The following is a 26,124-nucleotide window of genomic DNA, read 5'->3' as shown; positions in this document are numbered from 1 at the left end:
GGAAACGGTAAAATAATAGGAAACAAATCGTAACTGGAAACAGAAACCAGGTCAAAAAGACGGCAGTATTTCTGGTATGATAGATCTAGATATTATGTTGTATAAGGGGGAAAAAGATGTCACTACGTTTTTTACTAGGAAGATCGGGTGCAGGGAAAACTTCGAATGTTTTGGACGAAATTCGCTCCAGATTGGATAAGGACCCCGAAGGCAATCCAATAATTTACCTCGTTCCTGATCAGATGACGTTTCTATCGGAATATAAATTAATTAAAACGCCAGGCCTCGCTGGAATGATACGGACACAGGTATTCAGTTTTAGTAGGCTAGCTTGGCGCGTTCTGCAGGAAACTGGAGGAATGAGCCGTCTTCATTTGGACAGTGTTGGCGTTAATATGTTGATACGAAAGATTATGGATGATAAAAAAGAAGATTTGAAAATGTTTCGCCGATCTGCTGATAAGCAGGGATTCATTGCTCAAATGGAACAAATACTGGCTGAATTCAAGCAATATTGCATCCAACCGGATGACATTCAAAACTATTTGACCGAAACATCACCGGGAGGCAATGGAATTCAGGATAAACTACATGACCTTGAACTGGTTTATCAGGCTTTTGAGGATGAAATGATTGGAAAATATTTAGATTCTGAAGACTATTTTACTTTACTTATAGAAAAAATGTCAGAGTCTTCATATATAAGAGACGCGGATATATACATCGATGGTTTTTACAGTTTGACACCACAGGAATTATTGATTGTAGAAGAAATGATGAAGCTGTGCAAGAGTGTAACAATTGCGTTGACATTAGATCAGCCCTACAGACAATATGCGCCTGATGATCTGCAGCTTTTCAGGCAAACAGGGAATCTGTATCATCAGCTTTATCAAGCGGGATTAAGGGCTGGAATTCCAATAGCAGAAGATCGCATCCTAAACGGTACAGCAAGGTTTGGTGGGAGTCCGGGGCTGAATCATCTGGAAACCTATTTTGCCCAACGTCCTGCGCGAACTTTTGAGAACCCCTCTGAAGTAACGATTGCTCAGGCAGTTAACCGCAGGGCTGAAATTGAAGGGGTCGCCCGGAACATCTTGACACTTGTCAGACAAAAACAGCACCGCTTTCGGGATATTGCGATTTTAGTTCGCAATGGAGAAGCATACGAAGATATTTTACAAACAGTTTTTCGGGATTATCAAATTCCACTGTTCGTGGATTCAAAACGAACTATGCTCAATCATCCCCTGATTGAACTGATTCGATCGACATTGGAGATCATAAATGGCTATTGGCGTTATGAACCAGTATTTCGGGCAATCAAAACGGAGCTACTATTCCCGCTTCAAAAAAGCCACGACCGAATGCGTGAGCAGGTAGATAAGCTTGAAAATTATGTGCTTGCTCGTGGGATTAAAGGAGGTAAGTGGACTTCTAAAGATCGATGGACCTACCGCCGCTTCCGTGGACTAGAGCTCGAAGACCGAGCCCAAACGGATAAGGAAATGAAGCTTGAGCAGGAACTGAATGAGCTGAAGCAATTATTTACTGAGCCCATTTTGAAGCTCTCAAAACGAGTGAAAAAGTCTCAAAATGGTAGAGAAATATGCGAAGCCCTTTATCTATATCTTGAAGAATTACATGTACCGGAAAAATTGGAAAAGCTAAAGCTGGAGGCCGAAGAAGCAGGAGATTTGGTTTCAGCTAGAGAGCATGAACAATCGTGGAACGCAGTCGTCGACCTGCTAGATCAATTCGTCGAGCTGTTAAGCGAAGAAGAGCTTTCTATGAAACAGTTTGCGGTAATCATTGAAGCAGGTCTGGAATCCCTTGAATTTTCTTTAGTACCGCCGGCAATTGACCAAGTCCTTGTCGCTAATCTCGATCTATCTCGTCTTGATGATGTTAAGACAGCTTTTGTCATTGGTCTAAATGAAGGGGTCTTGCCAGGAAAAGCTGTATCTGATGGAGTATTTTCCGATAGTGATCGCGAAACGCTTTTGGCAAGTGGGCTTGACGTTGCCCCAAGCTCGAAGGTTCGCCTCTTGGATGAGGAGTTTACAGCGTATAAAGCATTTACTACACCGGCTGAAGCGCTCTATTTATCGTATCCGCTTGCCGATGAGGAAGGAAAAGCTCTCTTACCCTCTTCTTATTTAAAGAGGGTAAGGGACGTCCTGCCGCACGTTACCGATTCTTTTTATATGAACGACCCATCGGACCTGTCTGCTGAGGAGCAGGTGAAGTATGCCGCGAATTATGATGTGGCCCTGTCTTATCTGGCTGCCCAATTGCAGTTGAAAAAACGAAACTACCCCATCCATTCACTCTGGTGGGATGTATACAATACCATTATTGAAGATGAAATGGTTGGTCCCGCAGCAGCTAAGGTATTATCGAGTCTTTTTTACCAAAATAAAACGAAGAAATTATCTGAAGAAACAAGTAAGCAATTATATGGTGAAAGCATTCTTACAAGTGTATCGCGGATGGAAATGTTTAATAGCTGCCCGTTTTCCCATTACGCTGCTCATGGTTTGAAATTAAGGGAAAGGCAGATTTTTCGTCTGGATGCACCGGATATTGGTGAAATGTTCCATGGAGCGCTAAAAATGATTTCGGATTATTTAAAGGAAAATGATATTCCTTGGTCTTCATTGACAAAAGAGCAATGCTTGGAATTGGCTAGAAACGCAGTGGAAAGGCTTGCTCCAAAGCTTCAAAATCAGATTTTGTTAAGTACGAACCGACATCATTATTTGCGAAGGAAATTGGAACATGTAATTGGTCGGGCATCAATCGTCTTAAGTGAACATGCCAAGGTGAGCGGATTTGCTCCAATAGGATTGGAACTTGGCTTCGGGAAAAATGGAGAGCTGCCGCCACTTTCATTCACACTGAAAAACGGGACGGAAATGGAATTAATTGGGCGGATTGATCGTGTTGATAAATCGGAAGAAGGTGAGGGTGTCTATTTGCGAGTGCTCGATTATAAATCGAGTGAAAAGGAGCTAAACATGAGTGAAGTGTACTATGGACTTGCTCTGCAAATGCTGACATATCTCGATATCGTCGTTACCCACTCCCATTCACTTATCGGCAAAGAAGCGATTCCAGCTGGTGTTTTGTATTTTCATGTTCATAATCCGGTTGTTAAATCAAAGGGTATGCTCAGTTTGGATAAAATTGAGGAAGAAATCTATAAGAGCTTTAAAATGAATGGACTTGTATTAGATCATACAAATGTTATTCAGATGATGGATACATCGCTTGATATAGAGACTTCCAGTAAATCTGACATCATTCCAGCTGGATTTAAAAAGGATGGATCGCTTTTAGCAGCTTCCAAAGTTGCGAGTAGGGAAGAGTTTTCACTTTTGAATCATCACGTACGCCGGGTCTATCAGGAGGCTGGTGATCGAATGGTCGATGGTGACGTAGATATCACACCATATAAATTAAAGGAAAAAACCCCATGTACCTTCTGTTCGTTTAAATCAGTATGTCAATTCGATCAGTCTTTGGAGGAGAATCAATTTAGGAATTTAGCACAGAAGAAACAAAATGATGTTCTGGATTTATTAAGAGGGGAGGGTGAAAGATGAGTAAAACAATAATTCCTGCGCTTCCGGGTGACGTTACTTGGACGGAAGATCAATGGAAAGCGATTTGGGCAAAAAATCAGGACATTCTGGTTGCAGCGGCGGCAGGTTCAGGGAAAACTGCGGTGCTAGTCAATCGGATTATTCAAAAGGTTGTTTCAGAAGATGATCCGATTGATGTTGATGAACTCCTTGTTGTGACATTCACGAATGCTTCGGCTGCCGAGATGCGTCACAGGGTCAGCGAGGCATTAGAAAAAGCGATTAATGAAAATCCGCATTCACAGCATCTGCGTAAGCAGTTGAGCTTGATTAATCGAGCTTCGATCTCCACGCTTCACTCCTTTTGTTTAGAGGTGATTAGGAAGTATTATTATCTGACGGAAATCGACCCAGGCTTTCGAATTGCGGACTCTACAGAGGCACAGTTACTACGTGATGAAGTAATGGAAGTGCTTTTCGAAGAGCAGTATGGTCAGAGTGATAATGAAGAGTTCTTTAATTTGGTTGATGCTTTTACAAGTGATCGAAACGACGATGCACTTCAGAATATAGTCCGATCTCTCTATGATTTTTCGCGATCGAATCCAGATCCAAATCAATGGCTAAATAGTGCCGCTGCCATGTATGATCTGGCTGATGATGCAGGAATAGACGATCTTACATTTATCGAGTCCTTGAAATTCGATATTGGTTTGCAGTTGGATACAGCCAAGGATTTATTGGAGCGCTCCCTCGAACTGACAAAGGTACCAGGGGGGCCAGCACCAAGGGCAGAGAATTATTTAGCTGACCTTGCTCTTGTTGCCAAATTATCGGGAGTTAAAGATCACTCTTGGAACGCTCTTTATGAAGAAATTCAAAACGTGAAGTTTGGTACGGCAAAACGATGCACGGGAGCAGACTTTATCAAAGATATTGCGGATGAGGCTACCAAATATCGTGATAAGGCAAAGAAAATTATAAAATCGTTGCAGGAAGAGTTATTTTCTCGTAAACCCGAAAGTTATCTACGTGATATAAGAGAACTGAAGGGATATGTCGATACCCTGGTTATGCTCGTTAAACAGTTTGACGAAAGATTCTTCGCCGCAAAAGCGGAAAAAAACTTGGTCGATTTCGCTGATTTGGAGCATTACTGTCTTCAAATCTTGACAGAGGAAACCGTAGATGGTGAACGAAAGCCATCAGCAGCCGCTATTGAATATCGGAAACAGTTTAAAGAGGTACTTGTCGATGAATATCAGGATACCAATCTAGTTCAGGAATCAATTTTAAAACTGGTGACGGCAGATGGAGAATATAGTGGAAATCTGTTTATGGTGGGCGATGTCAAACAGTCGATATACCGTTTCAGGCTTGCGGAACCGAATCTTTTCCTTGGAAAGTACACACGCTTTACCCATGATGGGAACGAATCAGGTCTGAGGATCGATTTAAACCGGAATTTCCGGAGCCGAAAGGAAGTTCTCGATGGAACGAACTTCTTATTTCAACAGCTGATGGGGATTACAGTCGGTGAGATTAAATATGATGAGGACGCCCAGTTGAAAAAAGGAGCGCCGTATCCCGAAGACAAACCAAACCCTATTGAACTCCATTTAATTGATGGAGCAGAATCCCATTCAGAAACAGAAGAGTCGGAAATCGGATTCGAGGCCGAGGAACTTGAAAAGGCGCAACTCGAAGCAAGATTGATGGCCAAGCTCATTAAAAAGACTATAAACGAAAAGCATCAGATATATGATATGAAAACCCAACAATACCGTTCTGCGACTTATCGTGATATGGTCATTCTCCTTCGTTCTATGCCATGGGCACCGCAAATTATGGAAGAATTTAAGAAGCAGGGGATTCCTGTTTATGCTAACTTGTCATCAGGGTATTTTGAGGCGACAGAAGTAGCAATCATGATTTCCTTATTAAAAGTGATTGATAATCCCCAGCAGGATATTCCTTTGGCTTCCGTTCTGCGTTCACCTATCGTCGGGATGGATGAAGAAGAAATGTCGCAGGTCCGTTTATTCCATACAGGTAGCTATTATGAAGCATTAGCTGATTTTTACAGAAAGAGTGACTCAGATGAGCATCCTGGGCTTTATGAAAAAGCTTCATCATTTTATAAAAAGCTAGTAAAATGGCGAAAGCTTCCCAGGCAGGAGGCATTGTCCGACTTAATCTGGTTGCTGTATCGTGAAACTCAGTTCTATGATTTTGCAGGAGGAATGCCGGGTGGCAAACAGCGTCAGGCCAATTTAAGGGCATTGTACGACAGGGCAAGGCAATATGAAGCGAGTTCATTCCGTGGTCTGTTTCGTTTTCTGCGTTTCATTGATAGAATGCAGGAACGTGGAGATGATTTAGGGGCAGCTCGGGCTTTAGGTGAACAGGAAGATGTAGTCCGCCTGATGACGATTCACTCCTCAAAGGGTCTGGAGTTTCCGATTGTGTTTATTGCCGGACTTTCTAAACAATTCAATATGATGGATTTACGAAAGCCTTATTTACTGGATAAGGATTATGGTTTTGCGGCTAAGTATGTGAATTCTGAATTACGGATAACGTATCCATCTCTTCCACAGTTGGCTTTTAAGAAGAAGAAGCAGCTTGAATTAATTGCAGAGGAGATGCGTGTCCTCTATGTTGCGCTTACAAGGGCTAAGGAAAAGCTGTATTTAATTTCCAGTATCAGTGATGCAGAAAAAATGCAGCATAATTGGGCAAGTAATGCGACACACGGTGATTGGTTATTAAAGGACTATGTACGAGCTGGTGCAAAAAGCTATCTTGATTGGATCGGTCCATCCCTTGTCCGTCATCGAGACTTTCAGGGGGCAGCTGGTCTTGGCTGGGAAATGGAGTCACATCCATCAAATTGGTCCATCTCTGTCATTCCTAGTGAAGAGCTGGCAGTTCTGGATGATGAAGAGGCACTCGCACAAGAGCAATTACTAGAGCATGTTCAGAAGTCAGAGAAGGTCGAAATGGTTTCCGAGTTTTCTCAGGATATCAAGGAACAGCTTAAATGGGAGTACCCAGAACATGAGGCTTCCGTGCATCGTTCCAAGCAGTCCGTTTCTGAACTAAAACGTCAATATGAACTGAAGGATGAGCAAAGTTCCACAGAGTTGTTGAGAAAATTTAAGCGGCCAATCACGAAGCGTCCGACTTTTATGCAAGAAAAGTCACTAACTCCTGCTGAAAGAGGAACGATTACCCATTTAGTCATGCAGCATATCGACTTATCAAACGAGATTACCATTCAATCGATTCAGCAATTGATGGTTGAACTGATTCAACGCGAGTTGTTAACCGACGAACAGAAAGAAGCTGTGAATCCGGATACGATTGTTGATTTCTTTGACAGTGATATCGGTCAAAGAATGCAGAAGGCTCAAAGTATTCGCCGTGAAGTGCCATTTACAATGTCATTGCCGGCTAAAGAGGCTTACAGTGATTGGGCAACTGGAGAAGAGGAAATTCTGATTCAGGGTGTTATTGATTGTATTTTTGAGGATGAACAAGGGCTTGTGTTGCTTGATTATAAAACGGATACAATAACTGGTCGTTTTGCTAGTGGGTATGAAGGGGCAAAAGAGATTCTTGCCGATCGATACCGGATGCAGCTACAGCTTTACACAAGGGCTGTCGAAGGAATATTAAATAAAAAAGTAACGAGCCGTTATTTATTTTTCTTCGATGGAGCGCATTTATTGGAAGTATAAAGAGAAGTGCGTAAAACCCTGGCAAATAGACAATGAAAAAAAGAATAGATTAAGCTATGGTCTTTTCTCGATATTCAATCGGGGAAAGACCGTTTTGCCATATAAAAATCCCCACATAGGTAGACAGTAGGTGATAATACTAAGGCACTCTTTTTACTTAAAAAATAAACAGAATTGTTTGAAAAATATTGCAAGGTTGCTATATACTAATGTATAAAATACCTTTCTAAAGGAGAAGAGCTGAGTATGACGAGTAAGATGGAGAGCAGAGGATACTTTGGTGAGTTCGGGGGAAGCTTTGTACCGGAAGAACTTCAGAAAGTAATGGATATTTTAGAAGCAGAATTCTTGAAATATAAGGATGATCCGGAATTTAAAGAGGAGTTTCAATACTATCTAAAAGAATATGTGGGACGTGAAAATCCTTTAACCTATGCACAAAATTTAACGAAAAAAATTGGTGGAGCCAAAATTTATTTAAAGCGTGAAGACCTAAATCATACGGGTGCTCACAAAATCAATAATGCGATTGGCCAAATCCTGCTGGCTAAACGGATGGGTGCTAAACGCATCATTGCAGAAACAGGAGCAGGGCAGCACGGTGTAGCGACTGCGACAGCTTGTGCGATGTTTGGTTTAGAGTGTGTTATCTATATGGGCAAGCTAGATACAGAGAGACAGGCGCTGAATGTCTTTCGGATGGAATTGTTGGGTGCCAAGGTTGTTGCAGTTGAAAAAGGACAGGGACGATTAAAGGATGCTGTTGATGAGGCGTTAAATGACTTGGTCCAAAACTACGAAAATACTTTTTATTTGCTTGGTTCAGCTGTAGGGCCACATCCTTATCCATCTATCGTTAAGCATTTTCAGGCAATCATAAGTGAAGAATCAAAACGCCAGATTCTTGAAAAAGAGGGCAAGCTGCCTACTGCCATTATTGCCTGTGCTGGAGGTGGAAGTAATGCCATCGGTGCTTTTACTCACTATATCGATGAAGAAAATGTCCGTTTAGTTGGTGTCGAACCGGCTGAAGCCCCAAGTATTTCACAAGGTGTACCGGCAGTATTGCATGGATTTAAAAGTTTGACGTTATTGGATGAAAAGGGAGACCCGCAGCCAACTTTTTCAATTGCTGCAGGTTTGGATTATCCAAGCGTGGGTCCGGAACATAGCTTCTTGAAAGATAGTGGTCGAGCGGAGTATGTAACAATAAAAGGTGAAGAAGCTCTTGAGGCCTTTCAAATTTTGTCCAAAACAGAAGGGATAATTCCGGCTCTCGAAAGCTCTCATGCTGTAGCGCACGCGCTGAATTTGGCAAAAGAGTTAACAAAGGATGACATATTAATTGTTAATTTATCAGGACGTGGTGATAAAGATGTAGAGCAAGTATTTAAAATGCTTGATAAATAAATGTAATGGGAAAAGCCTCCTGGAAATAGGAGGCTTTTGTTTGGCTAATTATTCCCTGAAATGGGTTGATCGACTCCATTGATATCAAGGATATTGTTTCCGTTCAGACCACTGGCCGTAAAGACGATTCCACCTGTGTTTGCTGAGCCGGATCCAGTGACAGTTTTGTTGGAAGATTTCGGCGAAATGACGGCTGCATCACCGAATAATAGATTTCCATCCGCTACATTGAATACTTGAACTGGGCCGACAATGGCTGGCATATGAATTCCTCCTTTTTCATTTTAAGTTTCATTCGATCCATCCTCTGTTTGTGTCTCTTCATTTTTTTTTTGAACCTGTCGAATGTGATGGACTCTGGATTCCATGCGTATATGGCCGACATTGCCAACACTGATAACGGATGAAGATGATATCCCAATAATGCGGACATTGCCAACACGGATAAAGGGGTTAGGGTTTGAAAATTGTGGAAGAAAAGGTTCATCAATCCTCGGAATATAGAGAGGCCTCTTAAAGATGCTGAAATCGCTGAATTGAAATTCTTGTGGCTGGAAATTATCGCTTTTCTTCTGAATTGCCAATGCTTGTGAATTTCCGTCAATATAAGAACAGTCTCCGATTTGCATGGTGGAACTTAAAATTAACGTCTTGGAAGAAAGGGACTTTACTTTTGAGATTCTTGAAAACATGTCTTTTATGCTTTTGGACCTAGCGGAACAAATGGTCCGACGATAAAAGATTCTGGGGGCGTATCGAATGCGGAAGATAGTTGGACGGTTTGGACGTCCCCAATGAGAAATAAAGCAGAGCTTGCTACCCCGGTAATTTGAATATCGCCAACACATAGTTGGTGATTGGTTACATTAAACTCCATTTGAATTTCCTCCTGTCTCGGCTTGTGAGTTGGTAATGAATTGAATCAAAGCTGCCTGAATATCAGACTTTACTTTTTCTCTGATTTTTTCTTTAACGTTATCCCGCTGCTGCGGTGCGCGTTCTGGAAACGTAAGATTATCAAAATACATGTTGATGCGTTGATGTAGCTGGCGCTCCACATCCTGTCTCATGAAGTCGTGATAGGCAGGTTCAAGAGATATTTTCAATTGTCCTTCCGTATCACTGATCATATTTTCTAAGTCTGAAAGAATCTCGTTGTAGATTTCCTGTGCGACAATCTCCCGGCCAGGAAATAGATAAGGTGCAGGTGGGACCGTTTGGTTATTTACAGCAAATTCATCAATGTTACTTAAATCATTAGGGTTTAAACCGATATTCAGCGTTCCATCTAAAGATTCGACCTTTAATTGATCAAATTTATATTCAATTTTATCAACGTGGATTGGCGGTTTTTTTTTCAATTCGGCAAGTTCATCTGTCAGGCGTTTGAGTTCGTGTTCAAGTTTCATAATCCGCTTATCCTGGGCTTCAAGAAAACGCTGCATTTGTATGGAATATGAATATAAATCATGATTCACGATTCAACACCTCAACTTTACCTGATATAAGTTTCATATATGACAGTATATGAAATTGATGGATGTAGGTGAATGCCTAAGAATTTGGAGGTCTAAATGGGACGAAAGTGGTCTCTGGAACTACATCAGCCTCAATCTGAGGAGCGGCTGTAGTGTATCCCCCGGTATTGGCTAACTCGGAGTATGGTTTAATCACTCCGGCGCTGCCTATTTGAAAAACGGATGAATTGGCTATGCTTTCAATTTTAATCATATTGATTTGAATCGTTTGGTGGATATTGAAGATCATGGCGACCTCCTTTCTAAAATAATACGGCTAGAGATTTAATACCAATGGCTGATCAATACCATCAGAATCATACGTATTAGTGGTACTGTAGGCATTATATAGTGAAACGGATTCCCCTGTATTAAAAGAGCCAGCACCTGCAAATGTTTTTGAAGTGGAATATGGACTTATCTTAAAGACGTCGCCAATATGGACAACTCCACTGCTACCGACGTTAATAACTTGAACAACTCCTACGATAGCCGGCATGAAAAATCACCCTTTTTTTATTCTGTTTTTTCCCGAGTGAATAGGCAGTAAGCCTACCTTGTTATTGGAAGTTTCAATGTATTGTATGTTGTTTCCTTATTGATGTGATTCATCTGTCTATTTCATATTGTTATAGAACAGTGATAAATGTCATTGGATAATAAGATACAGATATGGTAATATAATGATAAATTCGCAATTTTCAAATAAAATAAGAGGTGATGAGATGAACGTACCTTTGGTATTATCGCATTTTTTGGATCGAGCAGCCTTACTATATGGCGATAAGAAAGCTATTATTGGAGATGATAAGCTCTTAACGTACTTGGAGTTAAATGGCCGTGTCAACCAGCTTTCTAATGGGTTAAGGGATATTGGAATTAAAAAGGGAGATAAAGTGGCTTATTTGGCACCGAATTCGATTGAAATGCTTGAAGGCTTTTATGGGGTATTTCAACTTGGAGCCGTAATTGTTCCTTTGAATATCCGGTTAACTCCTGCTGATTATGTATTCATTTTGAATCATAGTGAGTCCAAGGTGCTTTTCGTAGACCAGGATTTGTACCATCTTATTTCATCTGTTAAGGACCAACTTGAATCAGTGGAACATATCATTGTGCACTATAAAGAGGAAGAAATAAATGAAACCGATTACAACAAATGGTTGGAGCATTTTGATAAAGAGAGCTTCGATCGGGAGCAAGTTGATGAAAATGATGTTTCGAGTCTCCTTTATACAAGCGGAACGACCGGTAACCCTAAAGGGGTCATGCTGACTCACCGCAATAACTATTTGCATGCACTAGGTGCGATGCATCATATCAGAGTCAATGATCGCGATACATATTTGCACGTTCTGCCAATGTTCCACGTGAATGGCTGGGGCGCTCCATTTTATTATACGGCCAATGGTGCCACTCAAGTTTGTTTAAGAAAAACTACCCCTGAATTGATATTTAATGCGCTTGAAAAGCATAAGGTTTCCATTATGCATATGGCACCAACTGTTCTTAATTCATTGTTTCAATATTATGAACAGAATGTGCCCACAATAGAGCAGGATATCCGTATAGTTGTTGCGGGTTCCGCTCCGCCGCCTGCATTTGTCACAAGGGTAGAAAAAGAGCTAGGGTGGGAATTTATCCAAATATACGGAATGACTGAATCAACCCCGATTAGTTTGATTTCATTGATACGTTCTGAATTCGACGACCTTTCTGAAAAAGAAAAATACAAAATGAAAGCGAAAGCCGGTTATCCTATCATAGGCAGTGAAGTAAAGGTTATACATGACAGCGGTGAGGAAGTAGCTCATGATGGCGTGGATATCGGGGAGCTCATTATCCGCAGTCACGGGGTAATGTTAGGTTATTGGAAAAATGAAGAAGCGACCATGAAGGCACTGAAAAATGGCTGGTTGCATACAGGAGATATGGCGACAATTGATAAGGATGGGAATGTCGATATTGTCGACCGTAAGAAGGATATAATTATAAGCGGAGGAGAAAACATCTCTTCCATTGAAGTCGAAGGAATACTATATGAACACCCGTATATTCTTGAAGCGGCAGTCATAGCCGTTCCTCATGAAAAATGGGGAGAGACGCCACATGCCTTTATTGTGCTAAAATCGGGGGTGGAGTTAACCGAAGCGGATATCAAGACCTATACACGAGAAAAATTAGCTCACTTCAAGTCAGTCACCAGTGTAACTTTCGTTAAGGAACTGCCAAAAACGGCATCCGGAAAAATACAAAAAATCCATCTTCGTAATGATTATTGGGAGGCTAAAGGAAAATCAGGTAGATTCGTTAATTAATGCTCGTAAACGCTGCTCAGTGATGGGCAGCGTTTTTTCATGTTCGACGACTAACACTGCTAAATTGTATTATAGATCCAGAGATGTGGAAGTTGGAAAATGAAATAAAATTGGGAGGATCTGCACTTATTTTAATTGTGTTCCCAGCTTGATTATTTGTTTCCTATTCTAAATCGTTAGAGAAGGTGCCTCACAAAAAAATATACATGCTCTCTTTCGAATATCAAAATCCCTTTTATAATGTACAGTAGGATTGATTGGCACATATGACCACTTTAGCGGCCCAACATTTCCCTGCATGTAAAAACAATCTTTATATCAGAAAGCTCATATTCAATTAGTAAAGTAAAGGTAATTTTAACCTATTGGCAATTTTCCAAAGTATATTTGTAAACCATTCCTCTAAGCTCATTTTTCTAATATTCTTTATTTTATCAGATATTATCCTTGAATTTGTTCAATAAAAAAGCTCCTGTTGAACTATATAGTGTTAATATTATTAATATTTCAAATTATTGAGAATGTGGGTGTGAGCATGAATCGTTTTCATTATAGCTGGATTATTTTAATCATTACATTCTTCTCCATTATCGTAGCGGGAATAGTTAGGTCATCATCAGGGGTATTCATCGTACCATTTGAAAATGAGTTCGGATGGGATCGTTCCGTCATTTCTTTAGCCTTTGCGATAAGTCTTTTTCTATATGGATTATCAGGTCCATTTATGGCCGCTTTAATTGAAGTACTTGGATTAAAGAAAATGATGGTGTTTGCCATGTCAACTTTATTGGCAGGGGTTATTCTCACATTTTTCATGGAGCATGAGTGGCAACTAATTCTAATTTGGGGGATTATTATTGGATTAGGGTCCGGACTATTTTTAACGGTATTAAGTCCATATGTGGCGAATCGTTGGTTCGAGAAGAGAAGGGGTCTAGCAGTAGGGATATTAACAGCAAGTACGGCTACAGGTCAACTGGTTTTACTGCCTGTTTTAGCCATTATTATAGAGAATTATTCTTGGAGATGGGCGATTGGCTTAATTATGGTCCTTAGCTTAATCATGCTAGCAATCATCCTATTATTTATGAAAAACACCCCGAAGGAAGTTGGCATTCTTCCATATGGACTAGAAGAGGAAAGCCAAGAGGCTATTTTAGTTCAAAAGAAGAATCCCATTGTTATGGCTTTCCAGTCTTTAATTGAAGCAGTGAGAGTAAAGGAATTCTGGTTATTAGCAGGAAGCTTTTTTATATGTGGACTTTCAACGAGTGGATTGATAGGGACTCATTTCATTTCTTACTGTATTAGTTTTGGATTACCTGTTGTTACGGCTGCGTCTCTGCTTTCTTTTATGGGAATCTTTGATCTAATTGGTACGACTGTATCTGGCTGGTTATCAGATCGTTTTGATAACCGTTGGTTGTTGTTTTGGTATTACGGTCTAAGGGGGGCTTCTCTCGTATTACTACCTTTTGCGCTACAAGAAGGCTCAATCATCCTACTGATTATTTTCTCTGTGTTTTACGGATTGGATTGGATAGCGACTGTACCTCCAACCATTAGTATCTCAAGACAAGTCTTTGGGATAGAGAAAAGTGGAATTGTATACGGTTGGATATTCGCGTCCCATCAGGCAGGTGCAGCAGTGGCGGCGTATGGCGGGGGACTTATATTTAAAATATTCAGCTCCTATACATGGGCATTCTTTCTTGCAGGAATCTTTTGCGTATTGGGTAGCTTGTTTGTCATACTAATAAAAAAACAAAAATCGGATTTATTGGTTAAAGATGATGCAATGAGGCTATAAAATATTCGTGTACGCTCCATTTCTTATTCTTGTACCTTTTTGCAACAAGGACTGGAGCTAAATCTGAATGAAAGAGGGTGAAACTGTGAAGGACACGATGGTTCCATTGCAGGAAAGTAAACGGATTGTCAGCATTGATATTTTACGGGGATTAGCCATTTTGGGGATCTTTTTAGTGAATATGCCTTCTTTTCATTCTCCGCTCTTGTATATAGATGGTGTTGAACGATGGACTGAAGGTTGGGACCGGATTTTGTACAGATTCAGTGATATTGTTGCGCAAGCCAGTTTCTATCCGCTATTTGCGTTTCTATTCGGTTTCGGGGCAATCATACTAGCGGTACGATGTGAGGAAAAGGGTGTTTCATTTCCTTTCCTATATATGAAAAGACTCTTTTTTCTACTAATGCTTGGGTGCATTCATGCCTTTGCCATCTGGCATGGGGACATACTTATTAATTATGCGATATTTGGATTTGCATTTTTACTTTTTTATAAGGTGCGGGGAAAGAATTTGATTTTGCTGGGCTCGTTTTTTTATGTCATCCCTTTTGCGATATTGGGCTCGCTTTTTCTTATTATAGGAGTTTTTGATAGGGAAGAGATGGAGATTACGACTGATTTGACGATGATGAAACAGTCTCTTCAAATTTATCAATCTGGTACATTTACGGAAATAATAAGTCAAAGGGCACTAGATTGGTATATGGTGAATAACCCATTTAATGCTATTATCCTCTTTTTATCCATTTTTCCGTTCTTTTTAATTGGTGCTGGCGTAGCAAAGCAAGGCTGGCTACATAATCCAGTTCGGTATAAACGACAATTGAAGGCGATATCGATCGTAAGCTTGATATTAGGATTGTCGATTAAGGTTCTGCCATATGTGACCGTATACCATTTTGGTACGATATTTGTGCAGGATTATTTTGGTGGACCGCTACTGACGATGTTTTATATCACTGGGATTACTCTGCTGGCTGAAAAAACCAGAGCTTCTCGCCTGTTCCAAGCGCTTTCGTATGTCGGTAGGATGTCGATGAGTAATTACTTATTTCAATCGATTGTTTGTACGTCCATTTTTTACTCGTATGGCCTAGGCTTATATGGCACAGTCTCTTACACAACAGGGTTTATCTTACTTCTTGGTGTGTTTTTCGTTCAAATACTACTCAGCCTATTGTGGATGAAAATGTATAGATACGGACCGGTTGAATATGTATGGCGTTTTGTTACATATGGTAAAAAACCAATTATGAGTCGGAGAGGACTAGTGGAGAAGAAATGTAAATGATGTTCATTAAATTGTTGGTTTTAACTATTTAGGCGAAACCTTAGTTTTGTTTTTTTGTAAAAGCCTATGATATGATGAAATAGAAACTGAACGAGGGGGCAAAAAAATGACTCATATACACATTACAGCTTGGGTTATCGGAATCATTCTTTTCTTTGTCACATATTCGATGCTTAAAAGTGGAAATCCGAAAGCAAAAATGGTACATATGATAACACGTTTATTCTATCTATTGATTTTCCTTACTGGCGGAATGCTGATTACAGATTTTGGTGTTTACGCAGTGAAAATGATTGTCGGAATCATCGTTATTGCCGCGATGGAAATGGTGTTGGTCCGTACGAAAAAAGGAAAAGGCACGAGTGCAATGTGGATATTGTTCATCGTTGCATTTATTTTCGTCCTTTATTTAGGGCTCTCCCTACCACAAGGAATGGACTTTTTTTAAGACATAATGAAAACGGGTGAATGAGGATATCTCATTCGCCCGTTTTTTTTATACTCGAAACTGGTGGGAATTGTAGTTATATTTTTTTATTGTGAATTCACTTTTTCTATGATGATCCGTTTTCCTGTGTTCAGGGTGAACTCAAAGCGATCGTGATCCTTTTTACCATATGAAAAATGGTGCTGAACGAGGCAAATTTGGGCTTCATTATCAAAGGTGAAGAAGTTTACCCCGGACTGGTTAGAGAGTGCCCTTAAAAAAGTGAGCTGATTATAGCTATATATACAATCATAAATAGAAAAATCAAGTGAATTTAAGGTCGTTACAAATTGAAAAAAAGAGTCGTCGTTCAATTCTTCCAATAATCTTTCAAAAGAGTAAAGCAGTTTTTTGCGAATCCGGATGGGTTCATTTTCTCTTAAGAAGGTTATTTCTCGATGAAGGAGGATTTTCCCCTCTTCTTCTACCACTCCTTGCTGCCAACGGCCCCCCCTGTACACTTCGATGATACTGTCAATGTGGTCTTCAATGGAACAAGCCTCATCAGTTTCATCATCAAAAAAAATCCATTGTTGATTGATATTTTCCACTGTGCCTTCGGTAAAAGCTCTCGTTTGTCTGTTCATTAACTTAGCTCGTTGTTGCTGACTCATACATATACCTCCAATAGTGGAATCCTCACCTACTTTTTAGTCAAAATCCAATGAAAATATAACTGTATATTTTAAAATATTATGGACAAATAACCAACTTTCCGTCTTTGCATAGGCTATGTTTAAACAGTGGATGCTTTGCTCAACAATTCATTATCTACATGAACGTTGAGGGTAGGGGAGTCCCACGGAATCATGCTAATAAATACTTAAGATTTCTTTGCAATTGGCGCTCAAATTCAGAAATATAGGGACGGTAAATTTCTTTTTGACAGGAGCAATATTTTTTTGATAGACCGGATAGAAAGGATGAAGTGTGATGTGTGGGATTACAGGCTGGGTGCATTTTCAAAAGGATTTACGGACAGAAACAAAAACACTTGAAAATATGACAAAAACGTTGGCAAAGCGGGGCCCGGATGAGGAAAATGTTTGGAGCGAAGCCCATGTTGCTTTTGGTCATAAAAGGTTGACGGTTGTCGATGCAGAAGGCGGAAAACAGCCGATGACGAAAGAACACGAATACGGCAGATATACGCTTTGTTATAATGGAGAGCTATATAACACCGAAGACATTCGAAAACAGCTATTATTAAAAGGATATTCCTTTAAAGGTCATTCTGATACAGAAGTTTTACTAACTTCTTATATAGAATGGAAAGAAAAATGTGTCGACTTGTTTAATGGGATTTTTGCGTTTGCGATTTGGGATGAAAAAGAACAGAAATTATTCATCGGAAGAGATCGGATGGGAGTAAAGCCATTCTTTTATGCGGAAAGAGACGGTGGGCTCATTTTTGGTTCGGAATTAAAGGCAATCCTTGCCCATCCTGACGTCAAAACGGAGATCGACCGCGAAGGCTTATCTGAAGTGTTTGGCGTTGGTCCTTCCCGAAAGCCAGGATCAGGTGTATTTCATAATATCCAGGAGTTAAGACCTGCCCATGCGCTTACCTTATCAAGGAAAGGGCTCCGAATTTGGAGGTATTGGAATGTGAAAAGTGAAGAACATCGAGATACCCTCGATGAGACGGCCGAGAAGGTCCGCTTCCTTGTTAAAGATGCAGTGACGCGACAACTCGTATCTGATGTTCCACTATGTACCTTCTTGTCAGGAGGACTGGACTCAAGCGCTATTACGGCTATTGCAGCAAATGCCTATCAAAAAGAAGGTAAAGGCCCGCTTCATACGTATTCTATTGATTATGAAGATAATGAACGATATTTTAAGGCTAATGATTTCCAGCCTAACTCTGATGGGCACTGGATTAAAAAGATGTCGGATACCTTTAATACGGTGCACCATTCATCGATAATTACTCAAGAACAGCTAACAGATTATCTAACCGAAGCGGTTCATGTCCGTGACCTCCCCGGCATGGCGGATGTCGATTCTTCTTTGCTTTGGTTTTGTAAGGAAATTAAGCAGGATTTTGTCGTGGGTCTATCTGGAGAGTGCGCGGATGAAATCTTCGGAGGTTATCCATGGTTTCATCGTGAAGACGATTTGAGTCGTGCTGGGTTTCCATGGATGAGATCGACTGGAGAGCGGGTATCTTTATTGAAAGCGGGATGGCGTGAGAAATTAAAGTTGGAAGAATATGCGCAAGAAGCCTATTTAACAACTGTTGCTGAAACACCTAGATTGGAAGGAGAAAGTGGTGAAGCGGCAAAGCGCAGGGAGCTTTTCTACGTGAATTTATTATGGTTTATGACGACACTTCTTGATCGGAAGGATCGAATGAGTATGGGAGCCAGCCTGGAGGTTCGCGTGCCGTTTGCCGATCATCGCCTTGTGGAATATGCATGGAACATTCCTTGGGAAATGAAAATGGCTGGAAACCGTGAAAAGGGGATACTGCGAAAAGCATTGGAAGGATTGTTACCGGATGAGGTTTTGTACCGTAAAAAAAGTCCATACCCTAAAACCCATAACCCGATATATACGGACCGTGTTCAAGGGTGGCTGAAAGACTTACTAACGGACAAAAGTTCGGTCCTGCATGAGTTTTTCGATAAACAGAAGCTAACCGATATTGTAGATTCTAAAGGTACTGCCTTTAAGGTACCATGGTTCGGGCAATTGATGTCTGGCCCTCAGTTACTAGCCCATTTGGCGCAAACTCATGTGTGGTTCAAGGAATATGATATTCAGATTATTGAATGAAAAAACGGGGCTGGATGATATTCTTTGCCCCGTTTCTCTTTTCTCAATGATTAAATGCAAGAATTTTATATTGATAGCCATCTATTTCAAATTGACTATCCTTCGTTGTTTCTTTTGTCCTTAAATCTGTAAGTGAACGGCCTTCTAAATCAAAAGGAAGCGTAAATGATTGCTGGACATCCGTCGGATTAATTAGTATCACGACAGAACGAGCATCGTTGTACTTTTGGTAGGCAACTATATTTTCGTTTCCGGTTGTATCAAGGAATTTAAACTTTCCATCATTTGCAAGCAATCGTTCCTCTTTTCTTAACAAAATTAAAGCTTTAATTTCATTAAGAAGCTCGCTATTCTGTTTTTCTTCTTCCCAAACCATACATTTTCGGCAACCTGGATCTTGGCCTCCGGTTAAGCCAATTTCATCTCCATAATATATACAGGGACTGCCATTGAATGTCAGCAAGATAGCGTGGATGAGCTTAGCTCGAGCTACGTCTTCCCCACAATCCGTGAAAATCCTAGGTGTATCATGGCTACCGAGAAGATTGAACATCACGTCAAAAACATTGGTGGGATAACTTTGATAGACAGCTGTCATTTCCTCAATAAACTGGCGCGCATGGATGGTTTGCGAAGCGACCAGGCGGAAAACATGGTTAGTAAATGGGTAATTCATGACGGCATCAAACTGATCGCCGCGTAGCCACGGCATGGAGTCGTGCCAAATTTCACCGAGAATATAAAGATCAGGTTTGATATCTTTCACCGTTTTTCGGAATTCACGCCAGAATGGTTGATCTACTTCATTGGCCACATCAAGTCTCCAGCCGTCTATATTGAATTCCTCAATCCAATAAGTTGAGACTTCGAGCAGATATTTTTTTACATCCGGATTCGCAGTATTCAATTTTGGCATCGATTCAAAAAAACCGAATGTTTCATAATTAGGTCTTTCCCCTCCTTTTAGAGGAAAGCCGTGAGGATGAAACCAATCCTTATATTCTGAGTTCTCGCCTTTTTCAAGGAGATCCTGGAAAGGAGGAAAGTAGTATCCACTATGGTTAAAAACGGCATCCAGCATGACACGGATATTCCTTTTATGGCATTCCTCGATTAGTGTTTTCAAAGTCTCCTTTGTTCCGAATTGCGGATCAATTTCCCGATAATCAATCGTATCGTATTTATGGTTAGAGTATGCTAGGAAGATCGGCGTAAAATAGATTCCGTTAATGCCAAGCGCCTCTAAATAATCAAGGTGTTCAATGATTCCTTCGAAGTCTCCACCAAAAAAATTATCTACGGTCGGGTCTTCACTACCCCAAGGTTTTGCACCTTCAGGATCGTTGTTAGGGTTTCCGTTCGCAAAGCGTTCAGGGAATATTTGATACCAAATAGTATCTTTGACCCATTCTGGTGCCCCAAATACTTCATTTTGATGAAGATAGGGGATGGCGAAATAGCTCCCGGGGTCATTCGGAGGTTCATTAAAGAATCCCTTTTCCGTGTAAATGACCTCTTCATCTCCAGAGAGAACTTTAAATCCATACCGAATCCTTCTGTAGGGAGGCTTCACATAAATATGCCAATAATCATAATGGTTATCGCTGCCGGAGAGGCTCATTGCTTTTTCTTCATGCTGCCATTGTCCTTTATCCGAAATATATGGGTCTCCAAAAATAAGTCCGGCGTATGAGATATCCTGTTTTTTTGTACGAAGTCGGATATGAAGAGTTTCAGCGTTGGTGGTATAAGCGTAATTGTCATTAGCTCTATGATGGATGGATGAACGTTCCATAGAAAACCACTCCAATTCTTAAAAGAGTATTTGAGGAAATTAATATTGAAAACAGGGAATTTTAGGCTGTTATGAGGTTTTCTATATGTAGTTAAAATTAGCCATTTTTAAGTAGTATTAAATGCTATTTTTCCAATATGGTTATATACCCAATTAATAGAAAAAAGCACCTATTAATTAAAAAATAACAAAAAGTACTCATCACTACAAGAAAATAAATAGATAAAGGAAAATGTTGTAAAAATCGAAGCCTTTCATATAATGATAACAGAAGGATTTGGTGCCGCTTTCATTATTAAAAAACTTTATTCGATTAGATGGGCTGCAAACTGAAGTGTAAACAATCTGGTGCTTTTGGACATGATAGAATAAACATTTTAAAAAGGAGAATGAAAGTGAAGAAGTTGATTTTTCATTTATTCATGTCCATGTTCTTGATTGTTATTGGAAGTGCTTGTGAATCCAGTTCAGAATTGGAAAGTAAAATAGTAAAAGAAAATAAAAAAATCGAAAAAGAAGACACGAATGAAGCGAAACCAGAAAAATTGATCGTTTGGGAGGAAAAAGGTAAAGCAAATGGTCTAAAGCCAGCGATTGAAGCATTTGAAAAGAAATACGGAATCAAGGTTGAGTATGAAGAGATAGAAATGGCTAATGAGATGTATGACCAACTTCGTCGCAATGGGCCAATCGGGAAAGCTCCAGATGTAGTGACTTTTTCGCATGAAAAGGTCGGGCGGATTGTGAAAGAAGGCCTGATTCAGGAACTGAAGGTGAATGAAGACGTACTAAATACCTTTATTGAATCCTCAATCCGAGCCGAAATGTATCAAGGAAAGGTTTTTGGACTTCCAAAGTCCGCTGTAACCTCTGTTTTAATTTACAACAAAAAATTAATGGCTAACGTTCCTGAAACGATGGGTGATTTATATAAAAAGGCGAAGGAATTGAGAAAAGGAAAAGTATATGGTTTCTATGCTGAATGGAATGACTTATATGATGCGTATGGAATAATGGCCGGGATGGGCGGTTATGTATTTAAAGAAAAAGATGGGAATCTAGATCCTACGAACATCGGATTAAATAATAAAAGTGCTGTAAAGGGTGCTAAGTATATTCAAAAATGGTATAAAGCAGATGTGATGCCAAAAGGGGACGAAGCAGCGATAGAGAAGTTGTTTATAGAAGGGAAATTGGCTTCCTTCATGAGTAAAGGTAGTACACTTTCTGAGAGGAAGAATACAGGGGTGGCGCCATTGCCTGTATTGCCAAATGGCCAGCCGATGAAAACGTTCATGGATATCAATGGCTGGCATGTAACAGCCTTCACAAAATATCCTTACTGGTCTACAAAGTTAGTAGAATTTTTGACAAAAGATAAATATGCAATGCTCCGCTATGAAAAAACAGGAGAAATACCTCCTGTAAAATCTATCATGAACAATGAAGCAATCAATGAAAATGAAAGAGCACAAGCCTTAAGCATACAATTACAATATGCTGAACCTGTGCCGAATATACCGGAAATGAATGAAGTATGGAAGCCGATGAAATCTGCCATGAAAGAGATAGCTTCTGGAAAATCAAAGCCGAAAAGGACTTTAGATGAAGCAGTAAAGAGGATAAAAAAAGAATATTAATTGCGAATTACTTTTTCCAATTCGACAACGTTCATTTGAATCTCCATTTTGTCCCTTTAGTGTAAAGAATTTTATAATTTGGATTTGACGTTATGGGGGCAAAAGGCTAATCTTAAAGGCGTAAAGAGATAGCTAGGAGGAGAGCGGATATGAGAAAAAGAGTGTTATCACTCGCTTTAATTCCGTTGCTTCTTTTTTACGCCATTCCAGTAGGAGCAGCTGAAAAAGAACAACGAACATGGAAGGACGAAATCGTATATTCATTAATGATTGACCGATTTTTCGATGGTAATACACAAAATAATGGAGATGCGGATGTAAATAATCCTTCTGCTTTTAATGGTGGAGATTTTGAAGGTATTACAAAGAAACTAAATTATTTAAAAGATATGGGATATACCGCTATCATCCTATCGCCGATTTTCGCTAATGAAGAAAATGGCTATCATGGGGATTGGGTTAACGATTTTTATAAAACAGATGAGCACTACGGTACGATTAAAGAATTTAAAAAACTTGTGAATGAGGCTCATAACCGTGATATGAAAGTAATTATTGACTTTCAGGCCAATAATGTGGGACCTAATCATTCTTGGTTAACTGATCCTAATAAACAAGACTGGTTCCATGAAGAAAAAGAGATTTCTAATGACAGTAATCAGGAAGATTTGGAAACAGCCTGGATCGATGGCCTTCCGGATTTGAATCAGGATAACAAGGAAACGCGAGATTATTTGCTTGATGCTGCCAAATGGTGGATTACGGAAACGGATATTGATGGGTACCGTCTGAATAAAGTCCAATACGTAGCAAAGGATTTCTGGAAGGATTTTGTCGAAACAGTCAAGTCTGAAAAATCAAATTTCTATACAATTGGCGATGTTCAAGGTGATGCCGACTTGATTTCCAGCTATAAGAAAACGGGTATCGATGCTTTTATGGCTTATCCGCAAAATGTTGAGTTAAAGGAGACATTTGCTGCGCCCGATAAAGATTTGAATCCGGTGTTTGATGCATTTATGAAAAGTGAAGATGTAAGCGAGAGCAAAGGTTCGCAGGCATTGTTTATGGATACTCAGAACATGCCTCGTTTTACAAAGGCTGCAGCCGATCATAATGAAAACCCCGGTACACGGTGGAAAATGGCGTTATCATATCTTTATACGATGCCAGGAGTACCAATCGTATTTTATGGATCGGAAATTGCCTTAAACGGCGATAAGGCCCCTGATAATCATAAATTAATGGATTTCAAGACGGAACAGGAATTAGTGGATTATATAACGAAGCTTTCTGAACTTAGAGACATGTATCCTGCTTTGACAAAAGGGGATATGGAGCTTTTATATGAAAAGGGAGGAACATCGGTATTCAAGCGCGTCTATGGTGATGAAACAATAGTTGTCGCCATGAATAATACGACTGAAACTCAATCGATAATCCTCACTGATAAGGAACTTGAAAAGAATAAAGAGTTGAGAGGTATGCTGAATGGGGATCTGGTCCGTAGTAAGGACAACAGCTACTCAATCGTAATCGACAGGGAGACGACAGAAGTCTACACTCTATCACCTAAGTCGATTATAAATATTCCTTACCTGTTTGTTATAGGATTGGTTCTTGTTATATTTGGTATATTTATTGCTTTGGTTATTAAACGTTCAAAACGAAACCAGCCAAAATAATCATATACCTCTCGATTTTTGGTAGCTGCAAAACATTGTCCCCTTGGCTTTGTGGAAAACAGAATCGGGAGGTTACAGCATGAATAAGACCTGGTGGAAAGAAGCGGTTTGTTATCAAGTCTATCCCCGTAGCTTTATGGATAGTAATGGTGATGGAGTGGGAGATTTAAGGGGGTTAATTTCAAAGCTGGATTATCTGCAGGAACTTGGAATCGATGTTATTTGGATTTGTCCATTTTATAAGTCACCCAATGCAGATAACGGCTATGATATTAGTGATTATCAGGCAGTTTCTGAAGAGTTTGGTTCGATTGAAGACATTGAACTTCTGTTGAAAGAGGTTCACCAACGTGGCATGAGAGTGATACTTGATCTTGTTTTGAACCATACAAGTGACGAACATCCATGGTTCGTTGAGTCGCGTTCCTCCCGAGATAATCCGAAACGAGATTGGTATGTTTGGAGAGATGGCCAAGATGGCCGGGAACCGAATAATTGGGAAAGTATTTTTTCCGGAAGTGCTTGGAAATTCGATGAATTGACCAATCAATTCTATTTACACCTATTTGCAGAAAAGCAGCCAGACTTAAACTGGAAAAACAAAGATGTAAGGCAGGCTCTGTATAAAATGGTTAATTGGTGGCTCGATAAAGGCATTGATGGCTTTCGAATAGATGCTATCACACATATTCATAAGCGTGAAGGCCTACCGGATATGCCTAATCCGTATTGGCATCAGTATGTACCTGCCTTTGAAATGCATACCAATCAGGAAGGGATTCTGGATTATCTACAGGAATTAAAAGATGAGACTTTTTCTAAGTATGATATCATGACGGTCGGTGAGGCCAATGGTGTCAGGATTGAGCAAGCTGAAGATTGGGTCGGAGAAGTGAATGGAAAGTTCAATATGATTTTTCAATTCGAGCACCTTGGACTTTGGAATCGTGGACAGAATCAGAATGTTGACGTTAATGGTCTAAAACGTACCATGACTAAATGGCAAAAAGGGCTGCAAAACAAAGGATGGAATGCTTTATTTTTTGAAAATCATGACCAACCTAGAAGTGTATCGACATGGGGAAATGATCATCAATATTGGTTGGAAAGTGCGAAAATGATTGGGGCCCTATACTTTTTCATGCAGGGGACTCCGTTTATTTATCAAGGTCAGGAAATAGGTATGACGAATGTCCAATTTGATTCGATAGATGATTATGATGATGTCGGAATGAAAAATTTTTACCGGATTGAGACCTCCAAAGGTCGTTCACATGATGAAATCATGCACATCATATGGCATAGCGGCCGTGATAATTCTCGAACACCAATGCAATGGAACGATAAGAAAAATGGTGGGTTTACGGATGGCACACCGTGGATGAAGGTCAACTCCAATTATCGGGCAATTAACGTAGAACAGCAGAAGAATAATCCATCTTCTATTTATCATTTTTACAAAAAGATGATCGAACTTCGAAAAAAACACCAGGTTTTTGTTTACGGAGAATATGAATTATTATGGGAAGATCATCCTGAACTTTATATTTATACAAGGAATATGAATGGTGATTCAGCTAAGGTTGTATGCAACTTTAGCACAAATTATCATCAAATTGACCTGTCTCATTGGGGGAAAATGGAACTTTTACTAGCGAATTATGATGATTGTCCGGAAGAAACAATGGTTAATTTGCGACCATATGAAACAAGGATTTATCGTTATTAACCTGTAATACCTTTCTGGATTATAAATGGAAATAAGCTTTAAATCCAGTATTGTTAGTCGTCTGACTTCTGTCCTCGCCCAAAGACACATGCTGTTTTTTAGGAGCTGATCTTAAATCAGCTTCTTTTTGATTTTTAAAAGAGAAGTAAAAAACAAAAAAGTAAGTATTTTCTGAAAATTGTTGAAAACAGTTAAAAAAGTATGGATATAACTATTGAAGTGAGTGTATTATAGATACATACAAATGTATAATTATAAAATAAATTAGAAAAGTGTTTATTGGTTTTCACCTTTTTTTGAATGAAGTCAATAAAGGCTAAAGAGGGGA

Annotated in this window: 19 protein-coding genes; 11 read left to right on the top strand and 8 right to left on the bottom strand. The window is 39.8% G+C overall.

Annotation, left to right across the window (positions count from 1 at the left end; all coding sequences use genetic code 11):
- Window positions 1–116: 116 nt before the first annotated feature.
- The 3 genes from addB to trpB all read left to right on the top strand — a co-directional run bounded on the left by addB (window position 117) and on the right by trpB (window position 8,740).
- On the top strand, window positions 117–3,608 hold the full coding sequence (gene addB, locus JFU50_RS03475) for a helicase-exonuclease AddAB subunit AddB (RefSeq protein ID WP_201221697.1): 3,492 nt from the start codon (window positions 117–119) through the stop codon (window positions 3,606–3,608).
- Window positions 3,605–7,330, top strand: a complete 3,726-nt coding sequence (gene addA / locus JFU50_RS03470) for a helicase-exonuclease AddAB subunit AddA (protein WP_201221695.1) — start codon at window positions 3,605–3,607, stop codon at window positions 7,328–7,330. Before addB ends, addA begins: the two co-directional genes overlap by 4 nt.
- Before the next feature lie 246 nt (window positions 7,331–7,576).
- Entirely contained in the window at window positions 7,577–8,740 is a 1,164-nt protein-coding gene (gene trpB, locus JFU50_RS03465) for a tryptophan synthase subunit beta (RefSeq protein ID WP_201221694.1), read from the top strand.
- 44 nt (window positions 8,741–8,784) lie between these two features.
- On the opposite strand, the gene JFU50_RS03460 is transcribed toward trpB, so the two are convergent.
- From JFU50_RS03460 to JFU50_RS03435, 6 genes are all read right to left on the bottom strand, one after another.
- A complete protein-coding gene (locus JFU50_RS03460) occupies window positions 8,785–9,003 on the bottom strand; it encodes a spore germination protein (RefSeq protein WP_201181920.1) in 219 nt (72 codons plus the stop codon).
- Between the two features lie 21 nt (window positions 9,004–9,024).
- The gene (locus tag JFU50_RS03455; protein WP_201221692.1) at window positions 9,025–9,432 is read right to left on the bottom strand and encodes a spore germination protein GerPE; all 408 of its coding nucleotides are present in this window, start codon (window positions 9,430–9,432) and stop codon (window positions 9,025–9,027) included.
- 5 nt (window positions 9,433–9,437) lie between these two features.
- Entirely contained in the window at window positions 9,438–9,617 is a 180-nt protein-coding gene (locus JFU50_RS03450) for a spore gernimation protein GerPD (RefSeq protein ID WP_201181916.1), read from the bottom strand.
- Window positions 9,607–10,218 carry a spore germination protein GerPC gene (gerPC, locus tag JFU50_RS03445; protein WP_201181914.1) on the bottom strand — a complete coding sequence of 204 codons (612 nt, stop codon included), beginning with the start codon at window positions 10,216–10,218 and terminating at the stop codon, window positions 9,607–9,609. Before gerPC ends, JFU50_RS03450 begins: the two co-directional genes overlap by 11 nt.
- Before the next feature lie 76 nt (window positions 10,219–10,294).
- The gene (locus tag JFU50_RS03440) at window positions 10,295–10,507 is read right to left on the bottom strand and encodes a spore germination protein GerPB (protein WP_201181912.1); all 213 of its coding nucleotides are present in this window, start codon (window positions 10,505–10,507) and stop codon (window positions 10,295–10,297) included.
- A gap of 27 nt (window positions 10,508–10,534) precedes the next feature.
- On the bottom strand, window positions 10,535–10,756 hold the full coding sequence (locus JFU50_RS03435; protein ID WP_201181909.1) for a spore germination protein: 222 nt from the start codon (window positions 10,754–10,756) through the stop codon (window positions 10,535–10,537).
- Window positions 10,757–10,982: 226 nt separating this feature from the next.
- Here JFU50_RS03435 and JFU50_RS03430 point away from each other — a divergent pair, with 226 nt between their 5' ends.
- From JFU50_RS03430 to JFU50_RS03415, 4 genes are all read left to right on the top strand, one after another.
- A complete protein-coding gene (locus JFU50_RS03430) occupies window positions 10,983–12,575 on the top strand; it encodes a long-chain-fatty-acid--CoA ligase (RefSeq protein WP_201221690.1) in 1,593 nt (530 codons plus the stop codon).
- A 535-nt stretch (window positions 12,576–13,110) separates the two neighbouring features.
- On the top strand, window positions 13,111–14,385 hold the full coding sequence (locus JFU50_RS03425; protein ID WP_201221689.1) for an MFS transporter: 1,275 nt from the start codon (window positions 13,111–13,113) through the stop codon (window positions 14,383–14,385).
- 67 nt (window positions 14,386–14,452) lie between these two features.
- Window positions 14,453–15,679: a DUF418 domain-containing protein gene (locus JFU50_RS03420; protein WP_201221687.1), complete on the top strand. Its 1,227-nt coding sequence runs from the start codon at window positions 14,453–14,455 to the stop codon at window positions 15,677–15,679.
- A 106-nt stretch (window positions 15,680–15,785) separates the two neighbouring features.
- A complete protein-coding gene (locus tag JFU50_RS03415) occupies window positions 15,786–16,127 on the top strand; it encodes a YisL family protein (RefSeq protein ID WP_053344957.1) in 342 nt (113 codons plus the stop codon).
- A gap of 86 nt (window positions 16,128–16,213) precedes the next feature.
- Here the strand turns inward: JFU50_RS03415 and JFU50_RS03410 are convergent, their stop codons facing one another.
- On the bottom strand, window positions 16,214–16,780 hold the full coding sequence (locus JFU50_RS03410) for a DUF2777 domain-containing protein (RefSeq protein WP_201221685.1): 567 nt from the start codon (window positions 16,778–16,780) through the stop codon (window positions 16,214–16,216).
- Between the two features lie 319 nt (window positions 16,781–17,099).
- On the opposite strand from JFU50_RS03410, the gene asnB reads away from it, so the two are divergent.
- Window positions 17,100–18,947, top strand: coding sequence for an asparagine synthase (glutamine-hydrolyzing) (asnB, locus tag JFU50_RS03405; protein WP_201221683.1), 1,848 nt, complete (start codon window positions 17,100–17,102; stop codon window positions 18,945–18,947).
- A 43-nt stretch (window positions 18,948–18,990) separates the two neighbouring features.
- Here the strand turns inward: asnB and JFU50_RS03400 are convergent, their stop codons facing one another.
- On the bottom strand, window positions 18,991–20,742 hold the full coding sequence (locus tag JFU50_RS03400) for a glycoside hydrolase family 13 protein (RefSeq protein ID WP_201221681.1): 1,752 nt from the start codon (window positions 20,740–20,742) through the stop codon (window positions 18,991–18,993).
- 395 nt (window positions 20,743–21,137) lie between these two features.
- On the opposite strand from JFU50_RS03400, the gene JFU50_RS03395 reads away from it, so the two are divergent.
- The 3 genes from JFU50_RS03395 (at window position 21,138) to JFU50_RS03385 (ending at window position 25,796) form a co-directional block, all read left to right on the top strand.
- Entirely contained in the window at window positions 21,138–22,382 is a 1,245-nt protein-coding gene (locus tag JFU50_RS03395) for an extracellular solute-binding protein (protein WP_201221680.1), read from the top strand.
- A 149-nt stretch (window positions 22,383–22,531) separates the two neighbouring features.
- Window positions 22,532–24,067, top strand: coding sequence for an alpha-amylase family glycosyl hydrolase (locus JFU50_RS03390; RefSeq protein WP_201221679.1), 1,536 nt, complete (start codon window positions 22,532–22,534; stop codon window positions 24,065–24,067).
- Window positions 24,068–24,146: 79 nt separating this feature from the next.
- Window positions 24,147–25,796, top strand: a complete 1,650-nt coding sequence (locus tag JFU50_RS03385; protein WP_201221678.1) for a glycoside hydrolase family 13 protein — start codon at window positions 24,147–24,149, stop codon at window positions 25,794–25,796.
- The last annotated feature ends 328 nt before the right edge of the window (window positions 25,797–26,124 follow it).

The sequence above is a fragment of the Peribacillus sp. TH14 genome, from assembly GCF_016651145.1.
Classification (GTDB): Bacteria; Bacillota; Bacilli; order Bacillales; family DSM-1321; genus Peribacillus; species Peribacillus butanolivorans.
Note: the sequence above shows the minus strand (reverse complement) of the source record. Positions and strands in the feature narration are given on the sequence as shown.